Below are 19,275 nucleotides of genomic sequence, written 5' to 3'. Positions count from 1 at the left end.
TCCCTTATTCCGTAGTTATTAACATGCTTTGTTATAGACTAAAATGGGGTCTTGCTGCGCTAAGTGGCTAGACTTATCTTGACACCATGAATTGATTCCGAGTTTTGCTAAGCCCAATTGACTAGGTCGAGTCTGCTGAGGCTTTAATATTATGTTTATTGTAAATTCATACTCTTGTCCAACAGCCTTTTGTGTCAGCTCAACAATACTTTCAAAACGTTGTTTATTATCCAATAAGCTTATGTAATCAGAATAGTCTACTGGCCCAATGTTGATGGCAAAATTAAAGCTTCGTTGAAAGGTGCGATTTCCACTTATACTGTTCACACCTAGTGCAGAGTTATTTTTACCTAATTGAGTTTGCTCACCTTCTTCTAACTGGTACCACTGCCCCTGAAACTCTGAAATTGACACCTCTAGGTGCAAATGTTCTGACAATAGTTGGCTCAATACTTTGCTACTGCGATTTTTGTGACTAAATAGGCCTGACAAATATTGATGCACGTTTCCGTTTTGACCAAAAGTGTCTCGATATACATTCGCTTCACCTGAGAAAGCATTGAGCCTTTTTTTAAACGTATCGTTATCGGGTCTATCGTGACTCACTGTAGGTTCTGAATCAGCCCAAGCTCGGTAGAACAGTGAGATGAATCTGTGATTAAAGACATCTAAAAATTCAGTGAATGTTTTATCTTTAAGGCGATAATTTCTTTCAATTGCATATTCAGTCAAATGGCTCGGTAGTGGACCATTTATTCCAAGCATTCCCCAGTAACTATTTTTAAGTTTGTAATCGCCGGTTTTAGGCTCAAATCTTACTGTCGTAAAAGCTGATGAATGGAAGTGTAGTAAAGCCGATTGTCCAAATCGAACACAATCTTGCTTGGGTGATACCGAATAGCCAATTCGAGCACTGAGCGGTGCGTTGGCGTCCAAGTATCTTAATAAGGGGGCGAAACCTTGTTGATATAGTTCGTCAGGATCTTTTGTTAACTCATCTAAATAGAGCTTCGCAAGCCGATTCGAATTGGCCATCGATAGATTTCCCCGCGATCTGATGAATTAAGGATTAGTTGAGTAAAAGAATTAATACTGACATATTGAGCAAAAAACTGATCTAAAACCATACCTAACATAAAGGTACTGTTTCCCTCATACGCTAATTCATCAACCGTGATCTCTACGGCAACGCCGCGCCCGAAACAAATAGGGCCAGCAAAAGGCAAACGGCTGGTAATTTGACGTGTTTTAAGCCCTATCAGGCCATCAATCTGTTTAAGCTGTGCATGGTCTTTTTTGTTCATCATTAAACCAAGCAAGGTTTTGAGTTTAGTTAGTGCTGAAGTTGAGTCGTGATCGTTAATGCCTAGGAAATTAATAGATAATTGATGAATAAGATCCCAAGATACACTTCCTTCACTTAAAGGTGAACTGGGACGAGTAGGCTCTCCCACACAGCGAACCGACTCACAAGGAGCACCTGTTTCTATGGTGAAATCTGTTTTACTTTTGCCCAAAGGCATCATCAATGGTAAATCGCGGTTGCAACATAGCGTATCTACCGATAATTGCCGTAAATTATCCGCTACCGGAGCATTCTTAGGATCAACTAAGGAAACATACACTTCTGTGCCAATATAACTCGATCTGTGACCGAACTTTCTTTGATTGACATTAAGGTTTCGAGTGTTTCTATTTATTGTATAAAAAGCGTTGTGTTTTTTATCCTGACTTTCATCGGCACCATAGAGCGGCAAAAACTCGGTGGTTGGCTCAATGCCTGATGAAAAACCCTTAACATTAGTAATAGAGCAGACTTCAAAATCTAGTGGCCGCAATTTATCTGGCACTACGTGAAAGTCGTTAGTTATGCGAGAAACATTAATTCTTTCAGCGCGCTTAGGGAATAGATTGATAGCTGGCGCACAATGTAGTGAAAAATTGTCCACTGATACCAAGTTTTCTAGTCGTGGTTCGTTGTGGTCAAGTAATAGTATTAATTGTAGCTTTTCTTCATTACATTCTTTGATCGTTGCTTGAAGATTATCCAATGACAAAAATAAATAACGATTTGCGAAAGCAAAGTATTCCTTTAGTAGCCGAAACCCATCAAATTGACGATTGCAGTAAGGTAATAACGCATCTTCTTTTTCATAGCCATGAGGAGTCACTTTTGTAGGTGTTTGTTGAGTCCTCCATACATTGCCACTGCTTTTATACAAACAACCCTGGAAGCCTTTAAAAATAGCTTCAAATAAGTAAAGTGGAAATGACTCTGTGCCACGTATATGTAACATCAAAGAATCTAACGACATATCAGAAAACTTCACGCCTGGCGCGGCTTCTAAGGTAATCATCACACCGCTTTTAGGCGTATAATTAAGTGATGTCTTAGAAATGTAAGAAGTCAAATCCTGAGCGTTTATATACTCAGCTTTAGTCAGTTTGATTGGCCATAAAGTAACTTCGCTTGATGTTCGGTATTCGCACGAGGTTTGTTCTCCTTTACCCAATAAACTATGCAAAGCAGTTTGTCGGGGAATAGTCACACCTTGAGCTAAACTTCCCTCCTCAAAATCAGGACTAAACTGCGCAATTATCATTGATGGTGAAGGCTGCAAAAAAGTTGGGAAAAGCTGCTCGGTTAAATGCTGGGTAAATTTTGGAAACGAAGCGTCGAGTTTTAGATGAATACGAGCAGAGAGAAATGCAAAACCTTCAAGTAATCGCTCAACGTAAGGGTCAGAACAATCAAAACCTTCTAAACCCAGCCGTCCTGCTATTTTTGGGTATTCTTTCGCAAATTCGGCACCGGTTTCTCTTACGAACTTTAACTCTTGATTGTAAAACTCTAAGAACTTGGCTTCCATCTTCTATTAATTCCAGTTGTTGAGCGTTACGCTTCCGTTTTCTATATCAACGTCAGTTTTTAAAAATAGCTGCAAAGGCAAAGGTTGCGCCCAAAGATCACCAGAAATTTCGAAGGATAAAGTATTACTATTCATTTCTTTTTTCGCTACAGACACTTTAATTTTTAAGGTTTTAGGAATAATGCGCGGTTCATAGTTTTTGATACTCTTAATCAATTCTCTTTCGATATGTTTAGGATTAAATATCATACTGGCATAACCCGACAAATCGATAATTCCGTAATTCAAAGTAGATTTTTCGACTTCCGGATAATCAGTGAAGTCCATGTTTGCCGAAGCTGCGACACTATTTAATAGCCAAGCTAAATCTCTTTGCACCAATTCTTTTAACCGAGATACCGAAATAACCCGCTTTTCTCGCGCTTCACTGGTTTTATCAGGTTCATCATCCGATAGGCGATCAAGCAACGAAAGCTGTAATCGCTCTTTTTGGGATAGCTCTGGCATTAGTCGTGCTGAAGTTTAATTGATGTGATATTGAGTAGCGGATATTCGGCTTTGTCGGTAATAAAAACCCGTTGTCCATGACCTACATAAAAATTTTCTAAGGGCTCTTGCCAATCGCATGTTCTGGCTAACAATTGCGCATCAGTCGTTTGTTCAGTTATAGGATAACGCACTGGCATAAAAACGACGAGTTGCCCTTTATTTTTCAAGGTTAAATTGGCTGGACGCCAGACTAAATCCCGAAGGTCCTCGACCGCTTCAAATTTGATTTCAGAAATATACTCTAGAGGTAACCAATAATATCCGCCATTAAGCATCACTTCTATTGCAGGACCAAACCTTAAATCTCCATCACTTATCCATTCAAAGGGTTCATCATCAATCGTTCCTGAAATCGCTGGAGCAAGCTCAGCGGCACTTTGAAGCAAAGTTTGTGCTTGTTCGATATTGTTGTCGCAGTATTGTTTGTAGGCTTCTACATAACTAGCTAACCAGTTTGAAGGTTCACCAAAACAAATAGGCTGAATATCACCAGTAAGTACTTTTTCGCGCCTAAATTCACATTCAATTAGCTGTTTGTAGGTACTAACCATCGCCAATGTTGAATCTGACAAATCTTTAAGAACATCTAGCTGCGTCACTGCCCGTTTCCAGTCGCGACTAATGCACGACAGTTGAAACAAAAAAATGCGCAACTGTAAATTACTTGGGTCTTTCTTTATTTCGTTGAAAAGCTGGATTTTACACGAAGCCAAGTCGCCAGATTTTAATAGGCTTTCTGCGTTCATTGTTAATCTTCTTATTGTTTTTTGCGGAAATTTGGCTACTCAAAATGAAGAGTAGCCAACTAATACACTTTTACTCTAGATTACACTACTGCGTTCTTAGCAATATCATAAGCAAACTCTGGCTGTTTACCTGCGCCACCATCTGGTGTTTGTTCTGTATAAACAATTTTGTATTCGCCAAAATTCAAGGTTACATTTTCAGTTAGCCTGTCTTCACCACCTGATCCACCTGTAGAAATTGAAGAAACGATAATGTCTTTCATCGTAATAACTATATATTCTAATTGCGAACCACCGGCCTTACGAACGGTTAACGTACCCTCAGTAATGTGATCACCTAACGTACACTTTTGCATTAGTACTGTAGATGCCAAATCAACATATTTGGTAAAAGAAATATCTTGTACTTGTACTTTCCCAGCACCACTTCCAGATCCCATATGGGTTGTGCCGTTTTGTGACATACCCCAGCTCCAGGCCAAAATATCAATTTCGTCCTTCTTTTCTTTATCTTGGGCTTCACCATTTATACCATCTAACTTTAAAAACTGATCAACAGCCATAATAACTCTCCTTTGATTTTACTATTAAGTATTTTTAAATTTACTGTTTTTCCGAAGGTAACTTAGACACCAAACGTAACGATGCTGTTAATCCTTCTAACTGATAATGTGGTCTAAGGAAAAATTTAGCACTATAATACCCAGGATTTCCTTCTACCTCATCAACTACTACCTCTGCGCCCGCTAACGGTTTACGTGCTTTTGTTGCTTCTGATGAATTTTGTGGGTCACCATCAACATAATTATTAACCCAGCCTTGCAGCCACTTGTTCATTTCATCACGCTCTTTGAATGAACCAACTTTATCTCGCACAATACATTTTAAGTAGTGAGCAAATCGGCACGATGCGAATAAGTATGGTAGACGGGCTGCTAATGCGGCATTTGCAGTTGCGTCTGGATCATCATATTCAGCCGGTTTTTGTAACGATTGGGCGCCAATAAAGGCCGCCATGTCACTATTCTTACGATGTATCAATGGCATTAAGCCACAAGATGAAAGTTCTGCTTCGCGCCTATCACTAATCGCCACTTCTGTTGGACATTTCATGTCCACGCCACCGTCATCACTTGGGAAGGTATGAACCGGTAAACCTTGAACATCACCGCCTGATTCGATTCCACGAATACGCGAGCACCAACCGTATTCTTTAAATGAACGATTGATATTAACCGCCATTGAATAAGCTGCATTTGTCCATGCATACTTAGATGAATCTGGACCACTGACATCCTCTTCAAAATCGAACTCTTCAACAGGATCTGTTTTGTCGCCATAGGGCAGTCGAGACAATACTCTAGGCATAGTCAATGAAATATACTTGGCGTCTTCTGTTTCTCGCAAAGATCTAAAAGATGCAAAATCAGGAGTCGAAAATACTTTGGTTAAGTCGCGGGGATTACTCAATTGATCCCAGTTATCTAACTGCAACAAACCCGGAGCCGCAGCTGTGATGAAAGGAGAATGCGATGCCGCGCAGATTTTCGACATATTAGAAAGTAAATTGACATCAGCTGGACTATTATCGAAATAGTAATCTCCCACTATGGCACCAAAAGGTTCACCACCGAATTGTCCGTATTCTTCTTCATAGAACTTCTTGAAAATAGGACTTTGATCCCAAGCTGTACCTGCAAACTTTTTGAGATTTTTACCGAGTTCTTTCTTAGAAATATTGAAAACACGTACTTTAAGAGTTTCATCTGTTTCGGTGTTATTAACTAAATAGTGTAACCCACGCCATGAACCTTCTAATTGTTGATAATCTTCATGATGCAAAATTAAATTAACTTGTTCAGATAATTTTTTATCAATTTCGGCAATTATGGCTTCGATTGAATGAACCGTGTCTTCGGAAATCATATTTGCATCTTGCAGTGCATAACCAGCAAGAGTATTTACAGCCTTTTCTACTTCAGATTTAGCATGATCTGATTTTGGCTTAAATTCTTTTTGTAATAAAGATGCAAAGCTATCTTGGTCTAGATCTTCCCATGCGGTTTGTTCTGCTTGTGTTGTTTCTTGTTCAGCCACTTGTTATTCCTCCCCACTTTCTTCTTGTTTTGGCGCTGCACTTAGTGTTGCTAATAAGGTTGGATCTGTAAGTGCTTTGGCAATCAATTGCTCAGCACCTTCTTTACCATCCATGTATGTCACTAGATTCGAAAGTTGATTTCTGGCTTCTAACAATTGCTTTAGACCGTCAGTATTTTTTGCAATTGATGCTGGGGTAAAATCATCCATGCTTTCGAAGTTCAACTCAACCGCTAGGTTACCTTCTCCAGTTAAGGTGTTAGGCACAGATAACTGAACTCTTGGCTTTGTTGCTTTTAGACGATCATCAAAATTGTCTACATCTATTTCTAAAATTTTGCGTTCTGAAATTGGTGCTAGTGGCTCTGCTGGGTTGCCACTTAAATCTGCCATTACACCCATAACAAAAGGAATTTGAACTTTCTTCTCTGCACCGTAAAGCTCTACGTCATAATCGATTTGAACTCTCGGCGCTCTATTGCGACCGATAAACTTTTGACCACTAGACACGTTAATTCTCCTTAATATTATTAATTAATTTTTATATGTTTTTATCTGGGCTTTATCTATTTGAAATTATCATTCGAATCTTATTCTGAATCTGAAATTCCGCCAAGTGACTGAACTTGCGTTAATGCATCAGGGAAAATATCTTTAACTATATCCAGAAAATCTAAATTCACCAGTTTATTTGCGCGACCAATTAAAATCGGTACTGGGCTAGAGGGTTCATATTCGTTGTAGTAGCTAAGAATTAAATCGAAACAACGCTCTACGTCTTGTCGTGAAGTTAATTTCATATTTGCACTATTAAAATTGACGCTTCCAGTGGAAGTTGTAGCGCCTTCAGTTTGCTCACCTTCTGAAGACTCAGTGCTTTCGTCAGGTGTTGTCACAACTTCAACTTCGAGATTGCCGTACTTTTTTAACGCACTAGAAACCTGATTTAGTTCAGAGGTTAGAGCATCGAAGTCAACGCTATACTCATTGCCTGCATGCTCAATGAATGTTTGATTAATATCATTAAGATGTACAATGCATTGATTAACTGATTGAAACAAAGCCGTCGTTTCTTCGACATTGGATTCTTTGAAAATACCGATAATTTGGGATAATTCTATTTCAGTACTATCGTCTTTTTTGCTATCGGACGGGCTAATCGCATTGTCAATTAGCTGTAAAGTTACATTCCCTAAAATTTTGGAATGTACTAGAGGTAGAGTTCTTATAGTATTGATTACAAAACTATTATCGGATAAATGTCCCATCGCAGAAATTCGTTCTAGCGGGTCGCCATCATCTTCATCCAATTCTGGATAGACTTCTTGCCATTTGGTTTTTATTAACTGCGACAAACCGTTTAAGCATTGTTCAAATTTGAATATGCCTTCGGTATTTAAAGCTGATTGAGCCAAAACGCCAATAAGTTTTAAGTCCCGAGTTTTCTTCATAAACTCGAGCGCTTGTTTTTTTACTGTTCGCCACTCAGGAGGTTCGGCAGGGATAGTGGAATTGCCATCAAAACGTTCCGCTGTTCCCTGAGATTCGAAAAAGAAATTCTGAAATCCGGAGTCATCTTCAAGATTCACACCGCATACCGTATCACCCGAAATATCGGAGATGATCTCTTGATCGTAATCCATCTAGCACTTTCCTTAGACTGTTTTGATTATTTCTCGGTCAAATCTAATACAAATCTAGATTAATGCAAAGAGAAATTTTTTGCTTCTAAGAATCATATTATTCGAGAACAAATAAAAAAATCCTAATAATTAATCTAACTTAAATAATCAAAGTCAATAAATTGCGTTGCCAGTTACATATTTTGCAAAGCAGTGTAGGATTGTATAAATTTTATCAAGTAGACGCGTTATAGTTTGACTATGCTATGTATTATAGTTGTGCATTCAAACTGCGTACACGAATAGTCAGTGTTAAGACGCGATATAAAAAGTAATACATCAAAATTAGAGATAACAATTATCATCAATATATAAGCGCAGATTTGAAGCTCCTGAAATCTACAAAATTTGTGGCTACTTAAAGGAATTGAAAATGTCAGGATCAAGTAGTTTATTAGCTATTTCAACACCTCTGGGTGATGGCAAATTATTGCTGCGAAAAGCAGAGATAGTTGAAGAGCTTGGCAGACCTTTTAACATAGAAGTTGAACTTGTAAGTGATGACGAAGAAATATCTCTAGACGATATTCTCGGCCAGAATGTAACAATTCGATTAGAAACAGAAGACGAGAGTCGTTTTTTTAATGGAATTGTTACCGAGTTTTTCCAAAAAGAGAATATCGATAGAACAGCATGTTTCGGAGCGGTTTTAAAACCTTGGTTTTGGCTTTTAACATTGAGTGAAAATTGTCGAATTTTCCAAGAAAAAACCTATCCAGATATCATTAAATCAGTTTTCGAAGACCTAGGTTTTTCAGACTTTGAAAATCAACTTACGGGCTCTTATTCCCCGCAAGATTACGTTGTTCAGTATAACGAAAGCGATTTCAATTTTGTATCGAGAATCATGGAACAGGAAGGCATTTACTATTATTTCACACACACCAATGGCAAACACTCAATGGTGTTGGCCGATGATAGTTCAGTGCAACCCGATGTTGGAGACATTCCTTTTTATGAAAAAGAGGAAAGTGCCGGAATTATTGATGTTGAGGGGATTGTAAAGTGGGAAAACTATCGAAAAATTCGAACTGGTGGAATTAGTTTAGGTGATTTTGATTTTACTACCCCATCAAAAAATCTTAGTTCTGTTACTGCTGATCCCAAAACTGGATCATTATCTTCACTACAAAAATTTAATTACCCTGGAAAATATACCGAGCAATCAAAGGGAAACAATTACACCAAAATATTAATGGAAAAAGAAAACGTTCACTATGATCAGAAATATTGTGAAGGAAACGCTAGGAACTTATACGCTGGTAGTCAGTTTAAGTTAATAGATCATCACAGAGACGACCAGAATGACAACTACCTAATAGTGAAGTTTCACTGTGTCCTCAAATCTGAGGAGTATTTTGCTGAAACTTCAGGAGAAGGCGAAGAAACTTTTACCTCCAACTTTACTGCCATTCCAGCGAAAGTTGCTTTCAGACCACAATGCCTTGCTCTAAAACCGAGAATTTCCGGCCCACAAACTGCAATAGTGGTTGGAAAAAATGGCGAAGAAATATGGACAGACAAATACGGAAGAATAAAAGTCCTATTTCATTGGGATCGATATGCTAAGGCCGATGAAAAAAGCTCCTGCTGGATAAGAGTTTCACAAACTTGGGCGGGTAAAAATTGGGGTGCTATCCAAATTCCACGAATTGGACAAGAAGTATTAGTTGATTTTATTCACGGTGATCCTGACAACCCAATTGTTATTGGCAGTGTATATAACGGCAGCACAATGCCTCCCTATGAATTACCTGCAAATGCGACCATGTCAGGGGTAAAGTCGCGGTCAAGCAAGGGAGGCGGTGGTTTTAACGAAATTCGCCTAGAAGACAAAAAAGGCGAAGAACAAATATTTGTTCATGGCGAAAAGAACCAAGACATTAACATAAAAAATGACTGTTTTGAGACGATTGGAAATGATCGTCATTTGATTGTTAAAAACGATCAAGTTGAATTAGTTGAAAACAATCGTAGTGAAGAAGTCAAAGCTGACCATGTTGAAAAAATTGGTAAAGATAGACATTTAGAGGTAATTGGAAAAGAAGCCAAACAAGTCACAAAATCTCTTTCACTTACTGTAACAGGGGACGTAGCTGAGGTTTTTAAATCCAATCACTCTATGGAAGTAACAGATGATAGCTACATTAAAGGTACCAATATTTGTATCGAAGCATCTGACAACATTACGTTGAAAGTAGGTAAGTCAACTATCGCGATCAGTTCTTCAGGAATAGCCATAGAAACTTCAGGCGACATTAAACTTGATGCAGGTAAAAATCTCGATACAGAATCCGGTGCAAATACCAAAGTCAAAGCCGGAGCCATGGGTAACTTCGAATCAGGTGGTGTGGCGACCATCAAAGGTAGTGTGGTTAAGATTAATTAAGATTGTTAGGCATAATTTTATTGCGAATATTTAAACGAATATTCAAGTAACGATAAAAAGGGAGGGTAGACATGGCTATTGAAGTCAATATGGGCGCCAGTTTAATGTGCACTATGGGACTCGCTCCTAGTTCATTAGTGGTGTTACCTCAGAATAGAACCATGGCTGAAGGTAAACCAGCAGCTAATATTATGGATAATAAACCTTTTGTTAACATTATGCCTTTCGGAATGTGTAAGTCACCGGCAAATCCAGCAGTTGCCGCGGCTACAGCAGCGGCTTTGGGTGTATTAACACCTATGCCGTGCACACCAGTAACACCAAGTCCATGGACTCCTGGGTCGTCCACTGTAATGATTGCTAATTTTCCAGCCTTAAATAATACCAGTAAGTGTATGTGTACTTTCGCTGGCGTCATTTCTATTACGAACCCCGGATGTACAAAAGTAATGGTGCCTTAAGGTGGCTTTGAATTATTGTTTAACCCTTTTAAAAAATACCAACAAATAGTAAAACACCTTAGTTACGCCCGAGTCTTTACCTAAATTCGTAATAGATACAACTATTTATAGGAAATTTGGTTTCAAGTGAAAAATAGTTTATTTCTTGCCCAACGTGCTTATTACCTAATTGAAATTTTATTGCTATCATCGGAAGATAACTGCGATATTCAAGGTGGATTTGACGTTATGTTTCATTATAAATTGACAAGAGGGATTAGTTTTTAGCTATGCCATATTTGAAACTTAAAATTGTATCGGGCAGTGAAATAGGTCAAAACGATAACTATGACTTTACGGAATTAGGTGGTTCTATAGGTCGGTCTGTGGATTGCGATTGGACGCTAATAGATAGCGATAGATTCGTATCTAAGAAACATTTGGTGGTTTCCTATAGAAATCAACAATTTGTCTTAACGGATGTCAGTAGCAATGGTGTGATTGTCAATGGAGCCGGTACTCCATTAGGCCACGGCAATGAACACATGCTTCAGGCTATGGACACATTAGTGATTGGGAAACATGTGGTTAAGGTCGAAGATATGAGTCTTGAGATCCCCAATGCAAATGTCAGTGCGAATCCATTTCAGACTCAAGAAAGTGAAGGAGATTTGTTGGGCTTAGTTATGGACACAAATGCCGCTGCAGCTCCACCACAAGAACCAACACCGTTCCAACAATCACCTTTCCAAATCTCGGACAGTGCGGGAAATTCCGACGCAGCGCAGAGTGCAGGAAGCCAAAACCTCTTTGATACGCCGCAGCCAGAAAACGATTTAGGATTAGGAGATATTTTATCTACACCAGTCAAGTCGACTACTGAAAGTGATTTTTCGAATTTTGATGAGCAATCCAATCCTTTTAAAGCAAACCCATCATCTTCTCCTTTTGATACGCCTTCAGGAAACGACAGCAATAACCCAAACATGAAATCGGATGAAGCACTGATACCCGATGATTGGGAAATGTTTGATACTATGCCTCCTGTTTCTGACTTTGAGCCTCCTGTTGAAAATAAGGTTGCTGTTGAGCCTGTCACCGTTGCAGAAAGTCCGGAAGTAAATAAACTGGCACAATCTAATGTACAGCAAAGTGCCTCAGAATTTTCACCACAAATCAACACGCCTATTTTTGAAACTACGCCAGCGATAGTACCCGCTCCTCAAGAAACTAAGCCAGCTGCTACTGAACAAGCTCAGTCAAATGCAGGTGCAGAATCAAAAGAAGTCTCAAAAACTACTAACGATGACTTTTTTGACTCTTTATACGAAAAGTTAGGGCTATCGAAAGAATTTAAGGCATCTATTGATCGCGATACTTTTGCCGAAGACATTGCGACTATATTGTTGTCAACTACTCAAGGTCTAATGTCACTATTAGCCAGTAGAACCGCTTTTAAACAAGAATCCAGAATGTCTGCAACACTGATTCAACCGAAATCAAATAACCCAATAAAATTTTCAATTGATCCGGTTGATACCTTGGAAATGTTGCTAGTGAAGAAAAAAAAGGGGTACATGTCTGTTGGGGACTCGTATGATGAAGCTATGCAAGATATTCAATTGCACCAGATGGCATTTATGTCGGGATTGCAAGGCACCTTAGATGGGGTGTTAGCACAACTCTCCCCCGAAGACATTGAATCTCAAGTAAACAATAAATCCCAAATGTTTAAAGGGTTAAATTCTAATTCACAATGTTGGAAAATTTACAAAGAAAAACACCCTTTGCTTACAAAGAGTGTGAAAGAGAATATTAATGAGGTACTTGGGACTTATTTCTCAGATTCATACCAATCTCACATTAATCGTTATAAGACTGACAAATAAAGAGGAAAAAGCATGTTAAGGCATATACGAAAAATCGGCATCATATTTTTATGTTTACAACTTTTCGCCTGTTCGAATACCACTGAAAACACTGTGGATTTTAATTATTTCATTACTGCATCTAAAGATATCAACCCTGACATTGCGGGCCGTCCGTCGTCTGTTATTGTTCGAATTTATCAGTTAACGAACAGAATTAATTTTGAAAATGCCAGCTATGATGAATTATTTGAAAGTAATCATAATGCCCTAGGCACTGAATATATTACTTTAAACGAATACTTAATTGATCCTGGAAGCAAGAAAGAAGTTGAACTTAAGATTTCCGAGAATGCTAAGTATATAGGAGTAGTGGTTGGTTATCGTAGTACCGATATGGTGACATGGCGAACGATAAAAGAGGTACCAGAAGGAAGTTTTTGGAGAAACTCTGGCATCGAGTTTAAGATAGAGAAGTTGTCTGTTCGGGTAGTTGAAATTTAGATATTAATTTAAACAATAAATAAAGGATCGGTTTATATGGCATGGGAAAAGAGGGTAATTTGGTCGGAAGGGATGATGCTTCAGCCCCATCATTTTCAGCAACAATCCAGATATCATGAATCTCAGTTAAGATATATCAGTTCTTTATGCCGGCCTCATTATTGGGGCATATCTTCAATTGAAATCGATAAGTCACACTTAAAGAACGGTAAGTTCTGTGTCAATACAGCCGAAGGTATTTTGCCAGACGGGAGCTACTTTAACTTCCCAAGTATCGATAACTTACCCTTGGCAATGGATATCAATCAGGACTTTTTGAATACAACTGTATATTTAGCGGTTCCTATAAGACGCAACGGAAATACTGAAACATCCCGAGACAGTGCGATTCAAAGTCGTTATTCAATAGCGGAACATGAAGTACGAGATATATCAGGTATATCCTCAACTCAGCAAATAGTTGAAGTGTCGGGACTCAGTTTTTGTTTGCGAACTGACAAAGATGACAACAATGAATTCAGTTGTATTCCGATTGCCTTCATAGAAGATGTAAGTACAAGCAATAACGTTAGTTTAAAAGCAAACTTTGTGGAACCTAGTCTCAATATTAAGAACAACATTTATATCTCTAGTTTTTTAAGCGAGTTGGTGAAACTGGTAAAGCATCGTATAAGTGCACTCGCATCAAGAGTATCTGTAGCAGGAAAGGCCACAACAACAGAAGTAACCGACTTTTTAATGTTGCAAACTCTTAATCGACATTCACCTATTTTAATTCACTTAGAGCAAACAGAAAGCTTATCTGCATACGAATTGTACGAAAAATTCATTTGCCTTATTGGAGATATGAGCACCTTTATCAAAGCAGATAAAATGACTCCTGAGTTACCAATTTATCAACACACCAACCTAACACAGGTGTTTGACACATTAATTGAGGAGCTAAGACAAGTATTCAGTGTTGTCCTAGAGCAAAATTCAATCAACATACCGTTACAAGAAAAGCAGTACGGTATCAGTGTTGGGGTGATAGCCGACAAAACATTATTTTCTTCTGCGTCCTTTATACTAGCTGTGACTTCAGACCTTTCAACCGATGAGCTTCGCAAGTATTTTCAAGCACAAATCAAAATTGGTGCCATTGAACAAATTAAAGAGTTGGTGAATGTGCAGCTACCTGGCATTCAACTCAATAACTTAGCAGTCGCCCCGAGAGAAATTCCTTACCAACGTAATTTTATATATTATGAATTGATTCAGAATGGAGAATATTGGACTGCGTTGGCAGAATCTGGCGGCATCGCATTACATGTAGGCACCAAATTTCCAAATTTAAAAATTGAGCTTTGGGCCATCAGGAGCAAATAACAATGCAAGACGAAGATAGGACTATGATTATTCCGAATCCGGGAGGACGACGGAAATCGGCAAACACACAAACGTTCCGACCTTCACCGCCAGAGTTGAATCAGCCCAATAGCCCAAATTCAACAGCACAAGTCAATTTAAATGCTTCTGCACAGTTTGACGGTGAGAACATCATTCTATCTTCTGCGAGTGACTTGATAATTTTAGCGAGTCATATTCGCTCGCTTGAGCCCAGCAATAGCATTGAACAGTTACGTAGAGACATCGAAGCCTTAATTACAAAGTTTGACCAACAACTTAATCAATTAAATTTAAGTAAAGAAGTGGCGCTAACATCACGTTACCTCATATGTTGCTTGCTTGATGAGTTGGTATTGTCGACTCCCTGGGGATCAGAAAGTGCTTGGAGTAATCAAACCCTACTTAGTAAATATCACAACGAAACGTCAGGTGGAGAGAAGTTTTTTCTAATTGTCAATAAACTGCTAGAACAGCCACAGCGCAACATTGATTTAATTGAATTGTGCTACGTGTGTTTATCATCTGGTTTTTGTGGAAAATACCGACTTTCAAAACAAGGCGAATCCGAATTATTAGAAATAAGTCAAAGGTTGTATACACCGATTGAACAAATTCGTCCTATCGGTCGAGATTTGTCCCCTAGTTGGCAAGGAGTTGGAGAGTTAAAAACAGGTTTTGTTAAAGGGTTTCCGCTTCCGGTGTTTTTTTTAATTCTTGGTTTCATTTTAATCGCGGTTTATGTAGCGTTTTTATCAAGCTTAAAAGCAAAAGTAGAACCTCTTTACCAAAAAATCGAATCTATTGGTTGGGAGCAACCTATTTCTCAACCCACCAACACCGAAGCACCCCGTATTGACATAAACAAAATTGCCAGCTCATTAAAGCAAATATTAGCGGTCTATATCGACAACAAAACCGTGTCAGTTGATGTAAGAGACGGGCAGATTTTTATACGTTTCATTAGTCCCAGTTTGTTTAGATCAGGAAGCAGCGCCATTAATGAGAATGCATTACCCGACGTCAACATTTTGGTCAATGCAATTAAAAATTATGCCGATCGAATATTAGTTGTTGGACATACCGACTCTACAGGTAAGCCTGATTCCAACTGGGTAATTTCTCGTAAAAGAGCAGAAGCAATCGCTAGATGGTTAACAACTAGTAACCAACAGTTGTTCAATACAATGACCAGAGGGGTTGCTGATACACAACCATTAGTGAGCGAAGATAGTGATTACAATAGAAGCATTAATCGCCGCGTGGAATTGACCCTTATTTTGAAGGATGAACTCATATAATGGAAAAAATAAAAGCAATAACTTCTAGCAGATGGTTTATTCCTGTCATCTTTTTCCTGCTTTTTTCGTTGTTTATTTTGTTTGCAGGGCCCTACTTTGCTTTCGCAGAATTCTACCCATTAGCAGCTTTGAGCACGCGAATTATCGTGATCCTCGTAGTATTGTTTATTTATTTGTTAGTGCAGTTTATTAAATATCACCGACAAATGAAAAAACAGCAAAATTTAGTTAAAGATATTACAGAAGAGGATGGACTCAATGACGTTATTAACTCTGAGTCCGCAGAACTAAAAACTAAGTTTGATGAAGCCTTCAAATTACTAAAAAACAAAAAAGGGGGGCAGAACACCCTTACCGACATTCCTTGGTACATGATAATAGGGTCGCCCGGTAGTGGTAAAACCACCTTGTTATCTAATTCTGGTTTGCAGTTTCCATTATTTAATGAGCTTGGAAATCAAGCAGTACAAGGTGTGGGAGGGACGAAAAACTGTGACTGGTGGATAACTCAAGATGCCGTATTATTGGATACTGCCGGCCGCTATAGCTCCCAAGATAGTCATCAAAAGGCAGATGAAACGGGATGGAATAATTTTCTAGGTTTAATCAAAAAGTATCGCCGAAAACCAATTAGTGGTTTGCTGGTAAGTTTTAGCATGTCTGACTTGATGAGTATGAATGAATACGAAATGAGTCAACACATCCTACAAATGAAAAAACGCATCGCTGAAGTGAATGATTTCTTTAAGACCAAATTTCCAGTTTATATCGTTATTACCAAATCAGATATGCTCGCGGGTTTTAGCCAATTTTATGAGACGTTTTCGCATAAGGAAAGAGAGCAGGCATTTGGTATTACCTTTACTAAAGAAGACAGTATTCAAGGTGATATATTAGGCAAGTTTTCTGAAGAGTTTAGACAATTAACTCAGTCTGTTACCAGACGCCAATGGCAAAGAATTTCCTTAGAAAGGGATCCGAACCGTAAATCACTTATTTACAGTTTTAGCGACCAGTTTTCTTCATTAAAACCTACCCTAGATAATATAGTAGGCAATCTAGCTAAGGTTGACGACAGATTAACAACCGGAATTGTTAGGGGCATCTACTTTACTAGCGGAACACAGAACGGCGCTCCTATCGATCGTATTATCGCTAAAGTTTCATCGGCATTTGGGCTAAAAAGTAAAGCTAAGGCGCTGTGGAATAACGACCAACGTAGTTATTTTATTAAGGAATTACTGCAACAGGTTATCTTCCCTGAATCTGATCAATTTGGTGTATTGGTCGGTCATGACAAACGAAAAAGTTTAATTAAACGTATCACTATGGCCACGGCAGGTGTCGTCACACTGTTACTAGTACTCGGCTTTTTCATTAGCTTTGGGAACAATGCAAGATATATTGAACAAAGCGAATTATCAGTAGACAACTGGAGCAAACAGTATGAAAGCTCGGTGTCTAGTGGTGCTGACCTAAGGACCTACATACCCGCATTAAACGACTTTTCTGATAATATAGCGGCCTTTGTGGAACAAAGTGAAACTGAGTTTTCGGGCTTAGGCTTGGCTCAATCCAGTGCTTTGGAAAACGCCCTAACAGCTAGTTACAATCGACTACTGTCATCAGTTTTAATGCCTTATGTAAAAAGACAAGTTGAGCTTCAGTTACGAAATAGTGATGATGTAAGTGAAAAGTATCAGGCCTTAAAAGCCTATTTAATGCTGGCAAACGCGGATAAACGAGACCCTGTTTTCCTAATTTACTGGTTGCACAAAAACCTTAATAATCAGGCATTTTTCACCAATACAGAATATGTACAAGTAAGCGCTCACGTTAATAATCTGGTTAAGAATGATATGTCACTTGCAAGTGTTGATAGCTCGTTAGTAGATGACTCGAGGCGCATTCTACAATCTCAAGCTATATCAGACATATATTATGACCAATTTAAGATAGCCTACTTGAACAAGTCACAAGACATGTTATCTATGGCGCAACTGGCTGGTTCTGATTGGCGTACTTTATTAACTTCTTCTAAAGACGATATACAAACTATCCCACGCTTTTTTACCCCTGAGATTTTCTCACAAGTATTGGGTAGTGAGATAAAAAACTATTTAAACCAGCTAGAATCAGAAACATGGATTTTAGGCGAAGGTAACGTAATCAATAAGGGCACCTTAACAACACAACTAGAGAAGTCATACGCTAGAGATTACGTCAATAATTGGAAAGATTTACTTCAGTCGGTTTCTGTAAAAAGAACAACAAATATGGCGGCACTAGATTCAGCCTTGAAACTTGCTGGCGGATTAAACTCTCCACTATTTCAGCTACTTGAATCTGTATCCCAGGCCACTAAACTTGTAGAGATTAGTTCCGAATCAAGCTTAGCAAACTTATCATCTACCGTAGATAGAGCGATGAATAAAGCTAATAGGTTAAACAGTCTACGTAGCACTGATACGCCCGAATATTTAATTACTTCTCAGTTTAGCCAATTGCATGAACTCCTAAGTCAAGACCAAAAAACAGTAGTACTGCAAAAAATGACAACCATTGTTTCCGATATTTCAGTGTCTTTGAACTTTGATTTGAGAAATGAGGAAGTAAGCGTTAACGACAACATCCTTAAGCCACTGCAAGCCTTCGCTTATAGCCAACCAGCACCATTAAATCGATGGGGCGAGGAAATGGCAACCAACATAAAGGCAATGCGCGACCAGACCCAAAGACTGAAGATTGCTAAACTTTGGCAGCAAAGTGTATTTAACAAATGTAATGATACGATTAAATTTAAATACCCATTTCAGCGCTCCGCCACAACAGACGCTAGCCTGAGAGATTTATCTCAATTATTTGGCTCGTCGGGTAGTATTTATCAGTTCTTCACAAAACATATACAGCCGTTAATCAGAAGCAATTCGTATCCCTATCAATGGAAAGAAAACGTCGCGAGAACCTATGGTTTTAACAACAATGTTTTACCATTTTTTGAAAAAATCAACAAAATCCGCGATAGTTTATTTGCCGATGACAGTGATAATCCACAACTAACGTTAGCCTTTAAACCGATTTACTTAGACTCTCGGTTGTCGAAATTCAAGATGTCGATACATGGTCAAAGTATGAGTTATCAATTCGGACGCCCTTCGAGTACAAATATCGTTTGGCCGCCACAAGACTTTGGTTCAAGCAGTCAGTTTGCCTTTGAACGACGTGATGGTAGTGATGTTGGTGAAAGCAAAACTGGTTTGTTCGCACTATTCAAACTGATTGATGAATCAAAGAGCAAGAGAATTAATGAAAATAAGATAGAAGTGACATTTACTAAAAATGAATACGAAGCAATATATGAAATAACAGGGAATGGAAGAACAAATCCGTTAATCATTTCCCAGTTATCTAACTTCAAATGCATCAGTGAATTTTAGCGATAT

At 38.5% G+C, this 19,275-nt stretch carries 15 protein-coding genes; 7 read left to right on the top strand and 8 right to left on the bottom strand.

The window, feature by feature from the left end; genetic code table 11:
• Positions 1–18: 18 nt before the first annotated feature.
• The 8 genes from tssG to tssA form a co-directional block, all read right to left on the bottom strand.
• Entirely contained in the window at positions 19–1,035 is a 1,017-nt protein-coding gene (tssG, locus tag ABJK37_RS04555; RefSeq protein WP_348350578.1) for a type VI secretion system baseplate subunit TssG, read from the bottom strand.
• On the bottom strand, positions 999–2,870 hold the full coding sequence (tssF, locus tag ABJK37_RS04550) for a type VI secretion system baseplate subunit TssF (protein ID WP_348350576.1): 1,872 nt from the start codon (positions 2,868–2,870) through the stop codon (positions 999–1,001). Before tssF ends, tssG begins: the two co-directional genes overlap by 37 nt.
• A 6-nt stretch (positions 2,871–2,876) precedes the next feature.
• Positions 2,877–3,377 (bottom strand): type VI secretion system baseplate subunit TssE, encoded by a 501-nt coding sequence (tssE, locus tag ABJK37_RS04545; RefSeq protein ID WP_215931056.1) that lies wholly within the window; start codon positions 3,375–3,377, stop codon positions 2,877–2,879.
• A complete protein-coding gene (locus ABJK37_RS04540; protein WP_348350573.1) occupies positions 3,377–4,165 on the bottom strand; it encodes a type VI secretion system accessory protein TagJ in 789 nt (262 codons plus the stop codon). Before ABJK37_RS04540 ends, tssE begins: the two co-directional genes overlap by 1 nt.
• Positions 4,166–4,245: 80 nt before the next feature.
• Positions 4,246–4,728: a type VI secretion system tube protein Hcp gene (locus tag ABJK37_RS04535; protein ID WP_348350571.1), complete on the bottom strand. Its 483-nt coding sequence runs from the start codon at positions 4,726–4,728 to the stop codon at positions 4,246–4,248.
• Between the two features lie 40 nt (positions 4,729–4,768).
• Complete coding sequence (gene tssC, locus ABJK37_RS04530) at positions 4,769–6,262, bottom strand: type VI secretion system contractile sheath large subunit (protein WP_348350569.1); 1,494 nt, start codon at positions 6,260–6,262, stop codon at positions 4,769–4,771.
• A gap of 3 nt (positions 6,263–6,265) precedes the next feature.
• Positions 6,266–6,772, bottom strand: a complete 507-nt coding sequence (tssB, locus tag ABJK37_RS04525; RefSeq protein WP_215931063.1) for a type VI secretion system contractile sheath small subunit — start codon at positions 6,770–6,772, stop codon at positions 6,266–6,268.
• Positions 6,773–6,852: 80 nt separating this feature from the next.
• Positions 6,853–7,905, bottom strand: coding sequence for a type VI secretion system protein TssA (gene tssA, locus ABJK37_RS04520; protein WP_348350566.1), 1,053 nt, complete (start codon positions 7,903–7,905; stop codon positions 6,853–6,855).
• 412 nt (positions 7,906–8,317) lie between these two features.
• On the opposite strand from tssA, the gene tssI reads away from it, so the two are divergent.
• The 7 genes from tssI (at position 8,318) to tssM (ending at position 19,269) form a co-directional block, all read left to right on the top strand.
• Positions 8,318–10,333: a type VI secretion system tip protein TssI/VgrG gene (gene tssI / locus ABJK37_RS04515; RefSeq protein ID WP_348350564.1), complete on the top strand. Its 2,016-nt coding sequence runs from the start codon at positions 8,318–8,320 to the stop codon at positions 10,331–10,333.
• Between the two features lie 71 nt (positions 10,334–10,404).
• Positions 10,405–10,794, top strand: a complete 390-nt coding sequence (locus ABJK37_RS04510) for a DUF4280 domain-containing protein (protein ID WP_348350562.1) — start codon at positions 10,405–10,407, stop codon at positions 10,792–10,794.
• Positions 10,795–11,063: 269 nt separating this feature from the next.
• Positions 11,064–12,662: a type VI secretion system-associated FHA domain protein TagH gene (gene tagH, locus ABJK37_RS04505; protein ID WP_348350560.1), complete on the top strand. Its 1,599-nt coding sequence runs from the start codon at positions 11,064–11,066 to the stop codon at positions 12,660–12,662.
• 12 nt (positions 12,663–12,674) lie between these two features.
• Positions 12,675–13,145, top strand: coding sequence for a type VI secretion system lipoprotein TssJ (tssJ, locus tag ABJK37_RS04500; RefSeq protein WP_348350558.1), 471 nt, complete (start codon positions 12,675–12,677; stop codon positions 13,143–13,145).
• A gap of 36 nt (positions 13,146–13,181) precedes the next feature.
• Positions 13,182–14,513 carry a type VI secretion system baseplate subunit TssK gene (gene tssK / locus ABJK37_RS04495; RefSeq protein ID WP_348350556.1) on the top strand — a complete coding sequence of 444 codons (1,332 nt, stop codon included), beginning with the start codon at positions 13,182–13,184 and terminating at the stop codon, positions 14,511–14,513.
• A gap of 2 nt (positions 14,514–14,515) precedes the next feature.
• Positions 14,516–15,832, top strand: a complete 1,317-nt coding sequence (gene icmH, locus ABJK37_RS04490; RefSeq protein ID WP_348350554.1) for a type IVB secretion system protein IcmH/DotU — start codon at positions 14,516–14,518, stop codon at positions 15,830–15,832.
• Positions 15,832–19,269 carry a type VI secretion system membrane subunit TssM gene (gene tssM / locus ABJK37_RS04485; protein ID WP_348350552.1) on the top strand — a complete coding sequence of 1,146 codons (3,438 nt, stop codon included), beginning with the start codon at positions 15,832–15,834 and terminating at the stop codon, positions 19,267–19,269. The genes icmH and tssM overlap by 1 nt, the downstream gene beginning before the upstream one ends.
• The last annotated feature ends 6 nt before the right edge of the window (positions 19,270–19,275 follow it).

The sequence above is a fragment of the Paraglaciecola sp. genome, assembly GCF_039964565.1.
Lineage (GTDB): Bacteria > Pseudomonadota > Gammaproteobacteria > Enterobacterales > Alteromonadaceae > Paraglaciecola.
Note: the sequence above shows the minus strand (reverse complement) of the source record. Positions and strands in the feature narration are given on the sequence as shown.